This is a genomic window from Actinopolymorpha sp. B11F2 (genome assembly GCF_040195635.1).
Lineage (GTDB): Bacteria > Actinomycetota > Actinomycetes > Propionibacteriales > Actinopolymorphaceae > Thermasporomyces.
In genome coordinates, this window is the sequence record NZ_JBEFTX010000011.1 from 166,058 (window position 1) to 180,245 (window position 14,188).

Annotated in this window: 10 protein-coding genes; 5 read left to right on the forward strand and 5 right to left on the reverse strand. The window is 69.7% G+C overall.

Going from position 1 to position 14,188, the window contains the following annotated elements; all coding sequences use genetic code 11:
* Positions 1-39 precede the first annotated feature (39 nt).
* The gene (locus tag ABN034_RS20510; protein ID WP_349692595.1) at positions 40-477 is read right to left on the reverse strand and encodes an ATP-binding protein; all 438 of its coding nucleotides are present in this window, start codon (positions 475-477) and stop codon (positions 40-42) included.
* A gap of 270 nt (positions 478-747) precedes the next feature.
* Here ABN034_RS20510 and ABN034_RS20515 point away from each other — a divergent pair, with 270 nt between their 5' ends.
* The gene (locus ABN034_RS20515; RefSeq protein ID WP_349692596.1) at positions 748-2,085 is read left to right on the forward strand and encodes a S8 family serine peptidase; all 1,338 of its coding nucleotides are present in this window, start codon (positions 748-750) and stop codon (positions 2,083-2,085) included.
* A 128-nt stretch (positions 2,086-2,213) separates the two neighbouring features.
* Here the strand turns inward: ABN034_RS20515 and eccCa are convergent, their stop codons facing one another.
* Positions 2,214-6,284, reverse strand: a complete 4,071-nt coding sequence (eccCa, locus tag ABN034_RS20520) for a type VII secretion protein EccCa (protein ID WP_349692597.1) — start codon at positions 6,282-6,284, stop codon at positions 2,214-2,216.
* A 300-nt stretch (positions 6,285-6,584) separates the two neighbouring features.
* Here eccCa and eccD point away from each other — a divergent pair, with 300 nt between their 5' ends.
* The gene (gene eccD / locus ABN034_RS20525) at positions 6,585-7,979 is read left to right on the forward strand and encodes a type VII secretion integral membrane protein EccD (protein WP_349692598.1); all 1,395 of its coding nucleotides are present in this window, start codon (positions 6,585-6,587) and stop codon (positions 7,977-7,979) included.
* Between the two features lie 102 nt (positions 7,980-8,081).
* Here the strand turns inward: eccD and ABN034_RS20530 are convergent, their stop codons facing one another.
* On the reverse strand, positions 8,082-8,747 hold the full coding sequence (locus ABN034_RS20530) for a hypothetical protein (protein WP_349328391.1): 666 nt from the start codon (positions 8,745-8,747) through the stop codon (positions 8,082-8,084).
* Positions 8,744-9,928: a type VII secretion protein EccE gene (gene eccE / locus ABN034_RS20535; RefSeq protein WP_349692599.1), complete on the reverse strand. Its 1,185-nt coding sequence runs from the start codon at positions 9,926-9,928 to the stop codon at positions 8,744-8,746. The genes ABN034_RS20530 and eccE overlap by 4 nt, the downstream gene beginning before the upstream one ends.
* Positions 9,929-10,334: 406 nt before the next feature.
* Between eccE and eccB the strand changes: the two genes are divergently transcribed.
* The 3 genes from eccB (at position 10,335) to ABN034_RS20550 (ending at position 12,900) form a co-directional block, all read left to right on the forward strand.
* Entirely contained in the window at positions 10,335-11,897 is a 1,563-nt protein-coding gene (gene eccB / locus ABN034_RS20540; protein ID WP_349692600.1) for a type VII secretion protein EccB, read from the forward strand.
* Between the two features lie 371 nt (positions 11,898-12,268).
* On the forward strand, positions 12,269-12,556 hold the full coding sequence (locus tag ABN034_RS20545; protein ID WP_349328394.1) for a WXG100 family type VII secretion target: 288 nt from the start codon (positions 12,269-12,271) through the stop codon (positions 12,554-12,556).
* 53 nt (positions 12,557-12,609) lie between these two features.
* Complete coding sequence (locus ABN034_RS20550) at positions 12,610-12,900, forward strand: WXG100 family type VII secretion target (RefSeq protein ID WP_349692601.1); 291 nt, start codon at positions 12,610-12,612, stop codon at positions 12,898-12,900.
* A 107-nt stretch (positions 12,901-13,007) separates the two neighbouring features.
* On the opposite strand, the gene ABN034_RS20555 is transcribed toward ABN034_RS20550, so the two are convergent.
* Positions 13,008-14,117, reverse strand: coding sequence for a bifunctional helix-turn-helix transcriptional regulator/GNAT family N-acetyltransferase (locus ABN034_RS20555; RefSeq protein WP_349692602.1), 1,110 nt, complete (start codon positions 14,115-14,117; stop codon positions 13,008-13,010).
* Between the last annotated feature and the right edge of the window lie 71 nt (positions 14,118-14,188).

Sequence of the window (14,188 nt, forward strand, 5' to 3'; positions counted from 1 at the left end):
AGGCGGGACGGGCAACGACGCGTCAGTGCACCACTCGCGTCACCGCCCGCGTGCGTCCGCGGTGTCGAGGGAGAGAACCGCGAAGACGGTGGTCGTGTCCGGCTCTCGGCGTACGCCCCAGTTCTCGGCCAGTTGGTCGACGATGGCAAGGCCCCGGCCGCCGAGGGCCGAGGCGGGAAGGTCCAGGTTGCGCGGGTACGTCGCACCCCCTCCGTCGGTGACGGCCACCTCCAGTTCGGCCGACCGCCGCGTCCAGCGGACCCGTAGCGTCCCCGCGGGCAGCGGGCGGGCATGCCGAAGGGCGTTGCCGACGAGTTCGCTCAGGACGATGAGTGCGTCATGGGCATCCTCGGGGGAGACGCCGGCGAGCCGCAGGTCTGCACCAAGCCTGCGCCGGGCCCTGCGCGCACTCGCCACCTCGAAGGGCAGCATCAACGCCGTGGAAGTCGCCGAACTCTCGACGGGAGCCACAGTCACGCCTTCTCCTTCGACCTCCGCTCGCGACACCCTGACAACGCACGAACCTGCGCAGGCATGACGCTTTGCTTCCCTTCCTGGCACGTTGGGAAACACTTCGACCATGGCCGGGGCCGTCCAGGGGAGGACAGGGCCCGAGGTCCCCTGTCGGTCCCACCATGTCGAACCTTCGCCCGCCGACCTGGTTTCCCACGCGGCCGGAACTGGACGCTTCACCAGTGGCTACCGCCGATCCGGCGCATCCACCCAATCCGGGTACTCTCGCCCACTGTGAGGTGCGCGAGAAAGCAATCGACCCGAGCGGCCGGCTTCCTCCTGGCGCTTGTAGCCGTCGCCGCGCTGCCCGCCGCTCCCGCCCTGGCAGGGCCCGCCCAGCCCACCTCAACGGTGGCGCGGGCGCCGGGCGCCGTCGAGGCCGGCGCCGGATTGCCCCGTGCCCCCATCCGCCGCGGTCAGCTCGCCGAACTCTGTCAACAGCAGCCGCGCCCGAGCAACTCGATCGCGGAGACGCCCTGGGCGCAGGCGCGGCTGCAGTTCGACCGCGTGCACACCTTCGCGACCGGTCGCGAGGTCACCGTCGCCGTGGTCGACACCGGCGTGTGGGCGTCCCACCCGCAACTCAACGGCCCTGAGCTCGACGGTGGCGTGGTCGACCAGGACAACGGAGGGAGCCTTGTCGGGGACGGCGTGTCGGCCACGGTGGACTGCGACGGACACGGCACCCTCATCGCCGGCATCATCGCGGCCCGCCCGGCCGACGACACGAACTTTCAGGGCATCGCACCCTTCGCCAAGATCCTGCCGGTCCGGGTGACGAACTCGCTCGACGAGGGATCGGCGGGCACGCTGGCCGACGGGATCAACTACGCCGTCGACCAGGGTGTCGACATCATCAACGTCTCCGTCCTCGCCGACAACGAGTTCCCCGCGTTGGTCGATGCCATCAAGCGGGCCCTGGACAACAACATCGTCGTGGTCACGGCGGCCGGCAACACCGGCGCCGAAGACAACGCCAAGAGGTGGCCCGCCGAGCTCGCCCGCAAGCCGGGCTTCGAAGGCCTCATCGTCGTGGGTGCGACGAACCAGGACGGCACGCTGGCACCGTTCACCACCACCTCGGTCCCTGCCTCCGTGGCCGCGCCGGGCGTGGGGGTCACGGGACCCGCTCCGATCCAGGGTCATACCCGCAACGACAACGACGGGACCAGCTTCGCCGCACCGTTCGTGTCAGGGACGGCGGCGCTGGTGCTGGAGGCGTACGACAAGCAGCTCACGCCGCTCCAGGTGAAGCGCCGGCTGCAACTCACGGCCGACCACCCCGGAGCCGACCTGCCGGCCGAAGGCCTCGGATATGGCGTCGTCAACCCCTACGAAGCCGTCACCGCCATCCTGCCGGAGTCGAGCTCGGCCCCCGCGACACCTGAGGCCGGGATCAAGCCGCTTGCCGCAGACACGGGTCCGGACACCACGGCCCGCGACGTCGCCCTCATCGTGAGCGGAACCGCCGTCGGCCTTGCCGTCATCACGCTCGGCGCGGTCGCGACCTACCGGCGCGGCCGCGACCGCAGCTGGCAGCCGAGCCAGGAACGACCGCAGACCCAGACCTGACGCGAAACCGCACCCGCCGAACCCGAGCCCCCGACCGGCACCCAGCATGAAAGCCGCGGCGGGGCGACGACAGGCGACGCCGCTCCCGCCGACGGCGCGCGCCCTCCTTGGTCCGCCCCGTGGCGCGCTCAGCGCTCCTTCGCGATGTAGGCCGTCTGGATCAGCTTGGTGCCGAAGCGGCGGCTGACCAGCGTGCCTCGTCCGGGCGGGAGCGGTGCGCCCCGGACACCGCCCCACAGCTGACCTTCCTCCCGGTTACCGGACATGATCAGACCCGGGTTGCCCATGTCGCGGATCCGCTGCACGACCGGGTCGTACATCGACCGGCCGGCACCGCCGAACCCACGCGCGATGATCACATGCAGACCGATGTCGCTCGCCTGGCTCACGAGGTCGGCGATCGGGGCGAGCGGGTTGCCGGACGACGTGGCGACCAGTTCGTAGTCGTCGACGATGATGTAGAGGTCCGCACCCGTCCACCACGACCGGTTACGCAGCTGGTCGGGCGTCACGTCCGGCCCGGGCAGCCGCTTGCGCAGCGCCGCACCGACATCCTTCAGCAGAGAGGTCGCCGCATCGGACGACGCGGCGTACCCGATCAGGTGGTCACCGCTCACCGAGTCCAGCAACGAACGCCGGTAGTCGACGATGATGAGCCGCGCCTGCTGGGGGGTGTTCCGCGCCACGACACCACGGGCGATGACATCGAGCAGGTTGGACTTGCCGCACTCCGTCGCGCCGAACACGACGAGGTTCGGCTCGTCGGCCGGGTCGAGATAGACGGGAGCGAGCTCGTCCTCGTCGATGCCGATGGGTACGCCGGGACGCACGTCGGCACCCACCGTCGGCAACGTCTCGAACGGCAGCTCCTCGGGCAGCAGCCGGACCGGAGGTGCGGGCGGGCCCTGCCACGCCTGGGAAACCGCGTCACACATCGCCTTGACCCCGTCGGCAAGGAGCTCCGGGTTGGACTCACCGTCGATCCGTGGCAGTGCGGACAGGAAGTGCAGCTTCTCCGGCGACAACCCGCGCCCCGGCCGGTTGGCTGGGACGTTGACGGCGGCCTTTCGGTCGATCTCAGAGTCGTACGGGTCACCGACCTTGAGCTCCAGCCGGGTCTGGATGAGGTCCTTGATCGCCATCCGGAACTCCGACCACTTGTTCGCCGTGGCGATGAGGTGGATGCCGAAACCGAGACCACGCGCGGCGATCTGGGTCAACGTCGCCTCGATCGCCTCGTGCTCACCGCGCACGGTGCCCCAGCCGTCGACGACGAGGAAGACGTCGGAGGCGAACCGGTCCGGTGCGATCCGACCCTCGCGGCGCAACCGCCGGTAGGTGGCGATGGAGTCGACACCAGCGTCGGTGAACGCCCGCTCACGCTGCTCCAGCAGTGTCGTCATCTCGCCGACCGTGCGCCGGATGGCATCGGCGTCGAGCCGGGTCGCGACGCCACCCATGTGCGGCAGGCCCAGCATCGATGGCAGCGTGCCACCACCGAAGTCGAGGCAGTAGAACTGCACCTCGTCGGGCCGGTGGGTCAGGGCGTACGACGCGATCAGGCTCCGCAGCAGCGTGCTCTTGCCGCTCTGCGGACCTCCCGCGATGCCGACGTGCCCGCCCGCGCCGGACAGGTCCAGCCACATCGGGTCACGCCGCTGGTAATAGGGCTTGTCGACCAGCGCCACCGGCGCGGCCATCGTGCCGCGCCCCTCCCACTTCACGGTGAGGCCGTGCTCCTCGGTGACCTCGAGCGGCCCGGGAAGAAGCTGGTCGAGCGTCGCGGACTCGTTGAGCGGTGGGAGCCACACCTGGTGGGCGGAGCGACCCATGCGTTGGAGCTGTTCGACCACCAGGTCGACGAGGACCTTCGGCTCGTGCATCACCTGCGTCTGGGCGATGATCTGGGTCTGCGTCTCGTCGAGCTCGGGTTCGGCCGGGACCTCGACGATGTTGGGTTCGACGTAGTCGGTGGTGTAGGCCGTGATCTGCGGCATCCAGCGCCGCTCGCCCGGCTTGGCCGGCTTCTTCTGGGCGGCCGCTGCCAGGCTGGGAGGTTGGTAGATGCCACCGACGTAACAGGCCTTGAACCGGACGAGCCCCTCCGTACCGACCTTGAGGTAGCCGCCACCGGGCTCACGCGGAAGTTCGTACGCGTCGGGCACACCCAGCACGACCCGGCTCTCACCGGCGGAGAAGGTCCGCAGACCGACCCGGTAGGACAGGTGGGTGTCGAGGCCGCGCAGCTTGCCCTCCTCCAGTCGCTGCGAGGCCAGCAGCAGGTGGACGCCGAGGCTTCGACCCAGCCGGCCGATCATCACGAACAGCTCGATGAACTCCGGCTTCGCCGACAGCAGCTCGCTGAACTCGTCGACCACGATCCACAGCGTCGGCATCGGGTCCAGCGGCTTGCCCTTGGCGCGATCCTCTTCGTAGTCGCGCAGCGAACCGTAGTTACCGGCGTCGCGGAGCAGTTCCTGCCGGCGGTTCATCTCACCGGCGAGGGCGTCCTGCATCCGGTCGACCAGGATCAGCTCGTCCTCGAGGTTGGTGATGACCGCCGACACGTGGGGCAGGCTGTCGAGCCCGAGGAACGTCGCACCACCCTTGAAGTCGACCAGCACGAGGTTGAGGTAGTCGGGCGAGTGGGTGACCGCGAGACCGAGGACGAAGGTACGCAGCACCTCGGACTTCCCGGATCCGGTGGCGCCGATGACCAGGCCGTGTGGCCCCATGCCGCCCTGCGCCGACTCCTTGATGTCGAGCTCGACGGGCTGGCCTTCTGGGGTGAGGCCGAACGGCACCCGCAGCCGCTCGTGCCGGGGCCGTGGCTTCCACACGACCTCAGGGTCGAGCTGGTACGCGTCGGGGATGTTCAGCAGGCTCATCAGCTCGAGCTCGTGCTGGGCCTGCTCCTCCTCGACCTCTTCCTCCTCCTCGACCGCCACCGAGCCGCCGGCCTGGACCGACCTGAGCGGTGCCAGCTGCCGCGCGAAGGACTCGGTTTGCGCGATCGTGAACTCGTCCGGACGCCCGAGCTGGCTCTCGTGCTGCGTACCGTCGGGGTCGGTGGTGACGTGGAAGAGCTCGTCGGCGGTCACGCGCAGCTGCATGACGCCGTCGCCGAACCGGCGTACGGCGTTGCCGGAGACGTCGATCACGGTCACGCCCTGCAGCGGGGCACTGAGGAACTTCGAGTCATGGCTGGCGTGTCCGCCGTCGATCACCACGATGATGTGCGGCTGGTCGGCCAGCGGCTTGGCGTTGGCGGAAAAGAGCGGGCGGTTGCCGATCTGGTCGAACAGCAGGCGTTCGAGCTCGGACAGCGAGGCCGCGACGAACCGGACCTGTCCGGCCCCGTCGGTGTTCTCCGGGTGGAGGGCGTGCGGGAGCCACTTCACCCAGTCCCACTCGGCCCGGCGGTCCGGCGCGAGGCACGTACCGATGACCATCTCGTGGGGCGCGTGCAGGCCCGCCAGGTGCACCAGCATGGCCCGGGTCAGGCCGCGGACAGGCTCGGGCTCACCGTCGATGCGGAGATGGGCGAACGCACGAAGGTTGACGGCGACGGGCACGTCCGGAACGGTGCGGTAGGTCTGGATGAACCGGCGAAGCGCCCCCGCCGCGACAGGTTCGAGGTCCTCGACCGGCTTGGTCTCCGGGCTGATGAGTCGCAGGACGAACCGCTGGGCGCCCCGTGCGACGCGGACGTGGGCGAAGTCGTTGTCGGTCGCCCGGCGCTCCCACAGCCGACGGTTGAGGGGAAGGGTCCACAGGCTGTCAGGGTCGGGGTACCGCCACTCCAGCGCCTCCCGCTGCCGGTTGGCGGCGGTACGGACCCGGCGGCGGAGCTGGGTGAGATAGCGAAGGTAGTCGCGGCGACTTCCGTTGATCTGGTGCTTGCGTTCGGCACCCTTGCCACCACCGCCGAGCTGGCCGATGTACATGCCGACCATGGAGACGGCCATGACGCCGCTCATCATGATCCGCATGCTGTTGCCGCCGCCACCGACGTTGCTGGTCATCATGAACGCCATGACGGCGCCACCGCCGAGCATCGGCAGGATGCCGAACATCTTCTGCATGGCGCCGCCGGGCGTGACCTCCGGCAGCTCTGGCGGTGACTCGAAGAGCACCTCGCCCTTGGGCATCGCCGGCGGCGGCTTGCGCCCGGTGCGGCGGTGGAGCACTGTGCTCATTGCGCGACCTCGCTTCGGCCCTGTCTGTGATCCGACGTGCCGGTGCGCTCGGCCGAGGTGAGTCCGGCCGGCTACCGGCGGTACGGCTTGCCATCTGTCGGGTTGTGTCAGGCACGCCCTGACGTACCTGGGAGTTCGCGCGGGAGGGGCGGTCGCCCGGCCAGACCGACCGGCGTCCCCGCTCCGCACCGTCTCTTGGAGAATGCTAACGATGCACCAGACGCGCCCGCTTCACCCCGATGTGGGTAATCTCGCGGATCGTCAGTTCCAGAGTGCTCGACACGGGTGAGGAGATCAACAGTGGAGGCGAACAGCGGCGTCGAACTCTGCCGGGTCACCGTCGTCGCACCGCGAACGCGGATGGACCTCGCACTGCCGACCGACACCCCGCTCTCGGATCTGCTGCCGACCCTGCTGAAGTACGCCGGCGAGAACCCGGACGATCCGGCGTTCCTGCGCGGCGGATGGGTGCTGCAGCGGCTCGGTGAGTCGGCGTTCGATCCGTCGCTACGGCTGTCCGGCCTCGGCGTGCGCGACGGCGACGTGCTGCACCTGCGGCACCGCGAGACGGCCATCCCCGAGTTCGCCTTCGACGATGTGGCCGACGCCATCGCCGTGGCCACCCGCGAGCGGCGGGCGGCGTGGCAGCCGTCCGACGCCCGGTCCTCCGCGCTCGCGGTGGCCGCCGCGTTCTTCCTCCTCGGCGCCGTCGTGGTGCTGCAGAGCGGCCCACCGTGGATCCTGCCCAGCATCGTCACCCTCGTCGCTTCGGTGATCATGGTGGGCACCGGCGCGGCAATGTCCCGGGCGTTCGGACAGGCCACCGTCGGCGCACTGGTCGGTGCGTTCGGCGTCGGCTACGCCGGTGTCGGCGGCTTCGTCGCACTCGGCGGACAGGTCGGCATCGATGCGTTCGGCGCGGCGCAGATGCTGCTCGCCTCGGGACTCGTCCTGCTCATGTCCACCATCGCCGGGATCGGCATCGTCGCCAGCTGGGACGGTTTCTTCGGGGCCGCCACCGTGGCCCTCGTCGGCGTACTCACCAGTGCGGCGGTCCTCATCTCCGACGCCGCGGCGGTCCCCGCCGCGGGCATCGCCGTGACGTTCGCGCTTGGCGCGGTCCCCTTCCTGCCAACCCTGTGTGCGCGGCTGGCCCAGCTGCCGCTGCCCCAGCTCCCGACGAGCGCGGAGGAACTCCGGCGGCAGACCGACGTCCTTCCCGGACCGACCGTCCTCCAGCAGGCCATCACCGCCGACAAGCTGGTCGCCGCCATGGTGGCGGCGTCCACCTTCATCTGCGTCGCGGGCGGTGTCTTCCTCAGCCAGGCCGAAGGGGTCTTCGGTCCCGCCCTCACCGGAGTGGCCGGCCTCGCGATGTTCCTGAGGTCGCGACACTTCCGCGGCCGTACGCACCGCCGGTGGCTCCTGGCCGGCGGTGTCCTGTGTGCGGCGCTCGTGGCCTTCCGGCTGGCGTCCGACGGCGACGCCCTGCTGGTGCTTCTCGCCGGCGGACTGCCCGGCCTGCTGCTCGCGGGCGGGCTCGGTGCATGGGCTGTGAGCGTCCCGGGCCGGCGGCTGTCGCCGTACTGGGCGCGGGCCGCTGACCTGTTCGAGGTCGTCGTCTTGTTGACGGTCGTTCCGCTGGCGATGGGCGCGGTCGGGGTCTACTCCGGCATTCTCAGCCTCTTCGGCTGAGCCTCGCCCAGCGACACGACGCAGCGTCGTCCGAGACTGAGCCTGAACCGCGCGTGCACGGCGCCACACCCGGGACGCACGGCACCGGACCCCGGCCGTGGCTCAGGAGACGAAGAGTCGCTGCTCCATGGTGCTGAGGCTCAACTGGCCGAAGGACAGCTGGCCCGCCGCGGCCACGGCCACCACACCTGGTGGCATCTGGGTGAGCCAGCTCGCCCGGTCCTTGGCGAGGCCGAATCCTCGCCTGGCCAGCTCGGCCGCGGCGGGTTCGAGCCGCTGGCTGATGAGCAGGTCGTAAGACCGCAACCGGGCCTCGTCAGAGACCTCGAGATTGGCCTGGACCGACACGAACGTCTGCCAGTCGCCCTGCTCCCATCGCGGCAACGCCTGATGGTCGCGGGTCGCGTCGACGACGAGCGAGGGCCGGGCGAGGCTTCCCGACGCCGTCACCCGGGCACCGGTGGGCAGGACCGTCAGCCAGGACGGTCCGCGCGGCACGGCCGACACGAGGCGTCCCCAGGCCGCCACCGCGTCGGTGACGACGGTGACGTGTGCCCCGACGGCGAGGGCGCGGTAGGCGATCAGCTGGGCCAGCTGGCCGACCGAGACGACGCAGATGCGGACAGGGTCGCTACGGAACAGACGGACGACGAGGGAACCGGCGTTGCCGGACCCGAGCACCAGACCTGCCGGGGGAAGGGTGAGGGTGAGGTCACCGAGCGCGTCGATACTCGTCTCGTGCGCCTGCACCGAAGGCGTGAGGGTCACCGGGCACCGCCTCCCATCGGGATGGTCGCGAGAAGTCCGGGCACTTGTTCGCCGTCGAGGCGGGTGACGGAGATCTTCGACTGCCCGGCCGCCCTCGACAGCTGCCGGAACGCCGTCCGCGCGGCCTTGGCGTCGGTGGAACACACCCGGACGAACGACGAGCACCGGACGCTGTGGTCCGACGGCCACGTGAAGGACAACGAAGCGGTGGCCGACAGGACGGGAAGCCCGGCCATGGCGGCCAGGACGCTCGCGAGCGTAGGCGGCCCGGACCGCGGCCAGTGGCGCAGCCAGCCCGTCACGTGGGACACGCCGTCACAGGTCCAGCCGCGCCAGGTCTCCTTCGTACGCCGGTCGCGGCGTGCGCTCGGCACATGGTGTGGGTCGACGCTCATCGAGAGCGTCAGGACCTCCCGCACCTCGCTCTCCTCCAGCGGCCGGCACGGCAGACCGGACGACGACAGCACCTTGGTCGCCCAGCCGACGCTGGCGCGGAGGGCCCGGCGAACAGCGTCGTGGTCGGTGCCGTCCAGGGTCGCCGACGTGCCGCCGGTGGCGGGTTCCAGCCGCAGCGCCACCCACCACGACATCACCGACGGGGTGTCGCCGGTGCTGATCTCGGCGTACGAGGCGCCCAGCTGGGCGCCGTAGGGCCCGAGTGTCGGGGCGGGCGCCGGCAGCGTACGGATGACGAGCTGGGCCGAGGCCAACCGGATCCCCTCCGCCTCGCCGAGGTTGGCGAGCGCGCGGAGCGGAATGTTGACCGGGTCGGCGGACGCGATGAGGTCCTCGCGGTCCGGGCCGAGCAGCACGACATAGCCCGAACCGTCATGGGCCACACCAACGGAACGACCACCACGCCGGCCAGCGACAGAGGCGAGTTCGAACCTGGGCAGCCACTCGCGCAGCGGTGCCATCGCGGGGTCGCTCGGCGGACCGGCTTCGGCCCGGAAGTTCCTGCGGCGGTACGCGGCCCAGACACGGATCCACCGCCACAGCGGCCTGCCGTTCCACCACACGACGGTGAACACGGCGACCACGAGGACGGCGATCGCACCGGCCAGGATCCAGGGCCCGCCCGCGGCGAACGCGGTCAGCCCGACGCCGATGGCGACCTGCCAGGCAATGACGGGGGCGAGCGGCAGGGGGCCGATGTGGCGGCCGGGGTAGGTCCGGTTCATGTGGACGACGGAACGCCGCGGTGGGCGCTCGGGCGGACGTGGACGCGCGGGGGCCGAGTTTCTCGGCCCGGTTGTGGGCTGCTCACGCACGGCGGACACGTGGCCCTCCTCCCGTCGACGTCCCGCGGTTCCGAATCGTGCCCCGCGGCGGCGCGGCACACCCAGGCGGGTGTCGTGGTCATCGTCCCCGACAGCCGGCGGCGCTCGCTGCACCCGGCACCGGCTCGCCGGCATATCGTAGTGTCGCTCTCGCACGCCACGGAAACGCTCCCGGTCGCCGCGGCACCTCGCACCGGGGTTTCGTTGGGTGCACGGCAGTCCGGCACTCACCGGCACCGGCAGTAGTCGTCGCGTACGTGCCGGTGACGGCATCATCGCTTCCAGATCGCGATCACGAGGGACCACGATGCAGACCCGACGGGACCAGCTGCAGGCGTATCGCTACCTTCTTCGGCGGGTTCTGGCCGCCATGCTCGGCAGCGAGCCAGAGGCGCTCGAGCAGCCCATGCGGCGGGTCTCGACATCGACGTTCGCGGGCATCATGGTCGGCGTCCTCGCCTGTGCCGGTGTCGCTCTCTACGGCTGGATCGCCGACACCCGCACCGACCAGTGGAAGCAGCAGGCCGCCGACACCCTCATCGTGGACAAGGACACCAACAGCATCTACCTCTACCTCCACAAGGACGCGCTCGCCTCCGGCGGCCAGCAAACGGGACAGCAGGGTGGTGAACAGCAGGCGCCGGATCCGGCAAACCCGACCGGCGAGGTCGACGAGAAGGACATGGTGCTCGTGGAGGTGCTCAACCACACGTCCGCGCGGCTGATCCTGGGCAAGGATCCCAAAGTGGTCCGAGTGGCGAGCGCATCGCTCGACGACGTCCCCCGCGGACCCCGGATCGGGATCCCGCTGGCGCCCAACTCCGTTCCCCGCAAGGACAATGTCACGTCGAAGCCACTCACGACCTGTTCCACCGCGCGGACGGTGAACGACGCGCAACAGCTCGAGGTCGACATGCTGATCGGTGCGACCGAGAGCGACCTCGGCGCCCGGCCCATCGGTGACCAGGCTCTGGTGGTTCGATCGCCTGACGGATCGCTCTTCCTCATCTACCGCGGCAAGCGACTCGCCACCGACGACGACGCCCTGCGGAGCCTGGACCTGAACCAGGGCACCCCCCTCACCGTCGGTGCGGCCTGGCTCGACGCCCTCGAGGAGGGCCAGCCACTCGCGGCCCCGGTCGTACCCGGTCGCCGCCAGCAAAGCACCGTTCTCGTCAATGGTGAGACCACCTGGATCGGCCAGGTCTTCCACTCGGACAGCCCCGACACCTACTACGTGATGCTCGCGGACGGCCTGACCGAGATCACCGCGGTGCAGGCCGACCTGTTGTTCGGGGAAGGCGCGGCGGAGATCAACGGCGTGGACCAGGACGAGCCCACCGATGTCACCATCAGTGAGGTCAACAACGCCGCCTCAGAGACACCGAGCATCGCGGTGCCCGACCTTCCTGCGACGACACCACGACTCGCCGAGGTCGGCACGGCCACGGACGAACCCGTGTGCCTGTGGTACGGCGGTTCGCGGGAAGGCGTTCACATCACCATGGGAGGCGAACTGCCTGCCGCACCGGTCGAAGATGAGGGCGAGGGCTCGCAGGGCAACTCCATCGACCGGGTTGTCGTACCGCCCGGCCGCGTGGCGATCGTCGGCCTTCAGCCAGGACCTGACGTCGAGCCGGAGAGCTTCTTCCTCATCACCGACGAGGGCGTGAAGTTCCCGGTGCCAGACCAGGCTTCGCTGGACGCGCTCGGCTTCGACGGGATCGAACCCGAGAAGGTGCCGTCGTCGCTGCTCCGACTGGTCCCGGAGGGGCCCGCGCTCTCGAAGCAGGCCGCATTCCGGGTGGCGTCGTTCGACCCGTCAGCCAACCAGAACGACACCGGAACCGCGGGTGGCGCAGGCGGGTGAAGGGCCAAGCCGTGAGCTGGTCCGAGTGGGTGAGCCAGCGCTGGTTGGTGAGCCCGCGGGCGTGCCGACAGTGGCTCGGTGGGCGCAGCTCGCGATGCTCTCCGGAGCCCTGGACGATCTTCACGAGAGTTATCCACAACCTCGGAGGTACCTGCTGACGCAAAGACCCCAATTCGCGTTAGCGTTGTCCAGCGTTGGGTGCCAAACCCGCACAACGACCTCCAACCGTGGTTCCGCACGGGGGGATCCGGGTCGGCGGAACCCCGGCACCCTCAGCAGCGATGCGAGTGCTCCGCGCTCGACGACAGCGCCCGGCACCGTCGGGCTAACCGGAGGAGGTAGGTGTGGGAGGTCAGCAAGACAGAGCCGAGATGGCCGAAGCCGCCCAGCGTGTGGGCGATTCGTTCGACGTCATCATCGGCATCAAGGGCAAGCTGCAGGAGTACAAGGCGGAGGCAGCCGGCACGTGGGAGGGCAACGCCTCGAGGGCGTTCGGCCGCGTGATGGACACCTTCGACCAGAAGCTCCAGGTCGTCGGCGACGCGCTCAACGATCTGCGCGAGAAGATGGGCGCCGCGCGGATGAGCTACGAGGCGACGGAAGAGCAGCAGCAGGAAGGCGTCAACAAGATCGAAGAGCTGCTCGGCGGCACCACCTGACCCCTTGAGCACGTGTCCTGCACACCCAAACTTGCACGGAAGGTTTCACCCTCATGAGTGACTTCACCAGATTCGATCCAGCGGCGCTGGACCAGCTGCAGGCCAACCTGCGCCTGGCCTACCGCGGGATCCAGGACGAGACCAACGACCTCGAGAAGGCGCTGGAAGCCAAGCTGGCCAACTGGCACGGCGGCGCCAGGGACGCATACACCGACGCCAAGGCCCAGTGGGAAAAGGCGATTGGCGAGCTCAACGATGTGCTTGGTCAGCTCGGCGCCGCCGTCGAGAACATCAAGCAGAACTACACCGAGACCGAGCGGTCCAACCAGACCATCTTCCAGTAGGCCGATTACGACAGGTCACGTGCCTCGGTCGAGCTACAGCATCACCAGAGATCCCGGTTACCTCGGTGACCGGGATCTCTTGCTGTCCGCGTTGGCGGTGCGGGCGGTCACGTCGCCTCAGTGGAGCGGGTGGGCGACTTCGCGGACTTCGCCGAAGGAAGGTCCAGGCCCCACCACTGGCCGACGAGATCCTTGCCGAAACTGTGGTGGGCCTCAGCCTTCTCCAGCCGGAACCCGACCCGCTCATAGATCCGCCGCGCCTGGGTGAGCACGTCGTTGGTCCACAACACCAACCGTCGATAGCCGACCCGCTCCGCGAACCCCACGCACTCCTCGACCAGTCGTCCGCCGACTCCGAGTCCCCTGGCCGCCGGCTCGACCAGCAGCAGCCGGAGCTGTGCGGTCTCGTCGTCCTTGCGTACGCAGAAGACCGCGCCGACCGGGTTGCCGTCCATCTCCGCAATCCATCCGGTCTCACGGGCCGGATCGTGATGGTCGATGTAGTCCGCGACGATGCGGGCGACCAGGGCCTCGTAGGTGGCGTCCCATCCGTACTCCTCGGCGTAGAGCACCGCGTTGCGATGCACGACCCATCCGAGGTCACCGGGACGTAGCGAACGGAGGACGTACGCCGGCGGACGTGGCGCATGACCGAGCAACTCCCGGATGACGCCCATGGCCGTGGCCAGGCGGGCCTGGTCACCTTCGGCGAGGCCGGACAGCAGGCGTCGTACGTCGTCTGCGGCGCGGGCGTCGAGTGACGCGAACTCGGCCCGTCCCTTGGCTGTGAGTGCGACGACCTGGCGTCTGGCGTCGGCTTCGGAGCGGTCGCGGCGTACGAGGCCGTCGGCTTCGAACCGCGTCAGGATCCGGCTGAGGTAGCTCGCGTCCAGGTCGAGGTCGCGCCGAAGGGTGAGCACGTCAGTGGTGCCGGCGGCGTCAGTGGTGCCGGCGGCGTCAGTGGTGCCAGCTGCGTCAGGGGTGCCAGCTGCGTCAGGGGTGGTGCCGGCAGTCGTGGTGAGACCGCCACGGGCAAGTTCGTAGAGGATCCGGGCCTCGGTCAGCGAGTACGGCGAATGAAGGTGGCGTCCCCCGAGCGCACCGATCAGACCTGTGTAGAAGCGGTTGAACGCCCGGACAGCACTGGTCCGTTCGGCGAGGACTGCCTCCGCCTGGGTCGTTGACTGCGGTTCCGTGGACGTGGAGGAAGCGGACATCTGAGGCCTCCGTAGCCCGAGTTGTTGGACTGAGTCCAACATATTCGCACGCGAGATCTCGCCACGCCAGC

Coding starts and splice junctions, on each gene's coding strand:
- eccCa (WP_349692597.1), bottom strand. CDS start 6,284: ATGAGCACAGTGCTCCACCGCCGCACCGGGCGCAAGCCGCCGCCGGCG.
- eccE (WP_349692599.1), bottom strand. CDS start 9,928: ATGAACCGGACCTACCCCGGCCGCCACATCGGCCCCCTGCCGCTCGCC.
- eccB (WP_349692600.1), top strand. CDS start 10,335: ATGCAGACCCGACGGGACCAGCTGCAGGCGTATCGCTACCTTCTTCGG.
- ABN034_RS20545 (WP_349328394.1), top strand. CDS start 12,269: ATGGCCGAAGCCGCCCAGCGTGTGGGCGATTCGTTCGACGTCATCATC.
- ABN034_RS20550 (WP_349692601.1), top strand. CDS start 12,610: ATGAGTGACTTCACCAGATTCGATCCAGCGGCGCTGGACCAGCTGCAG.
- ABN034_RS20555 (WP_349692602.1), bottom strand. CDS start 14,117: ATGTCCGCTTCCTCCACGTCCACGGAACCGCAGTCAACGACCCAGGCG.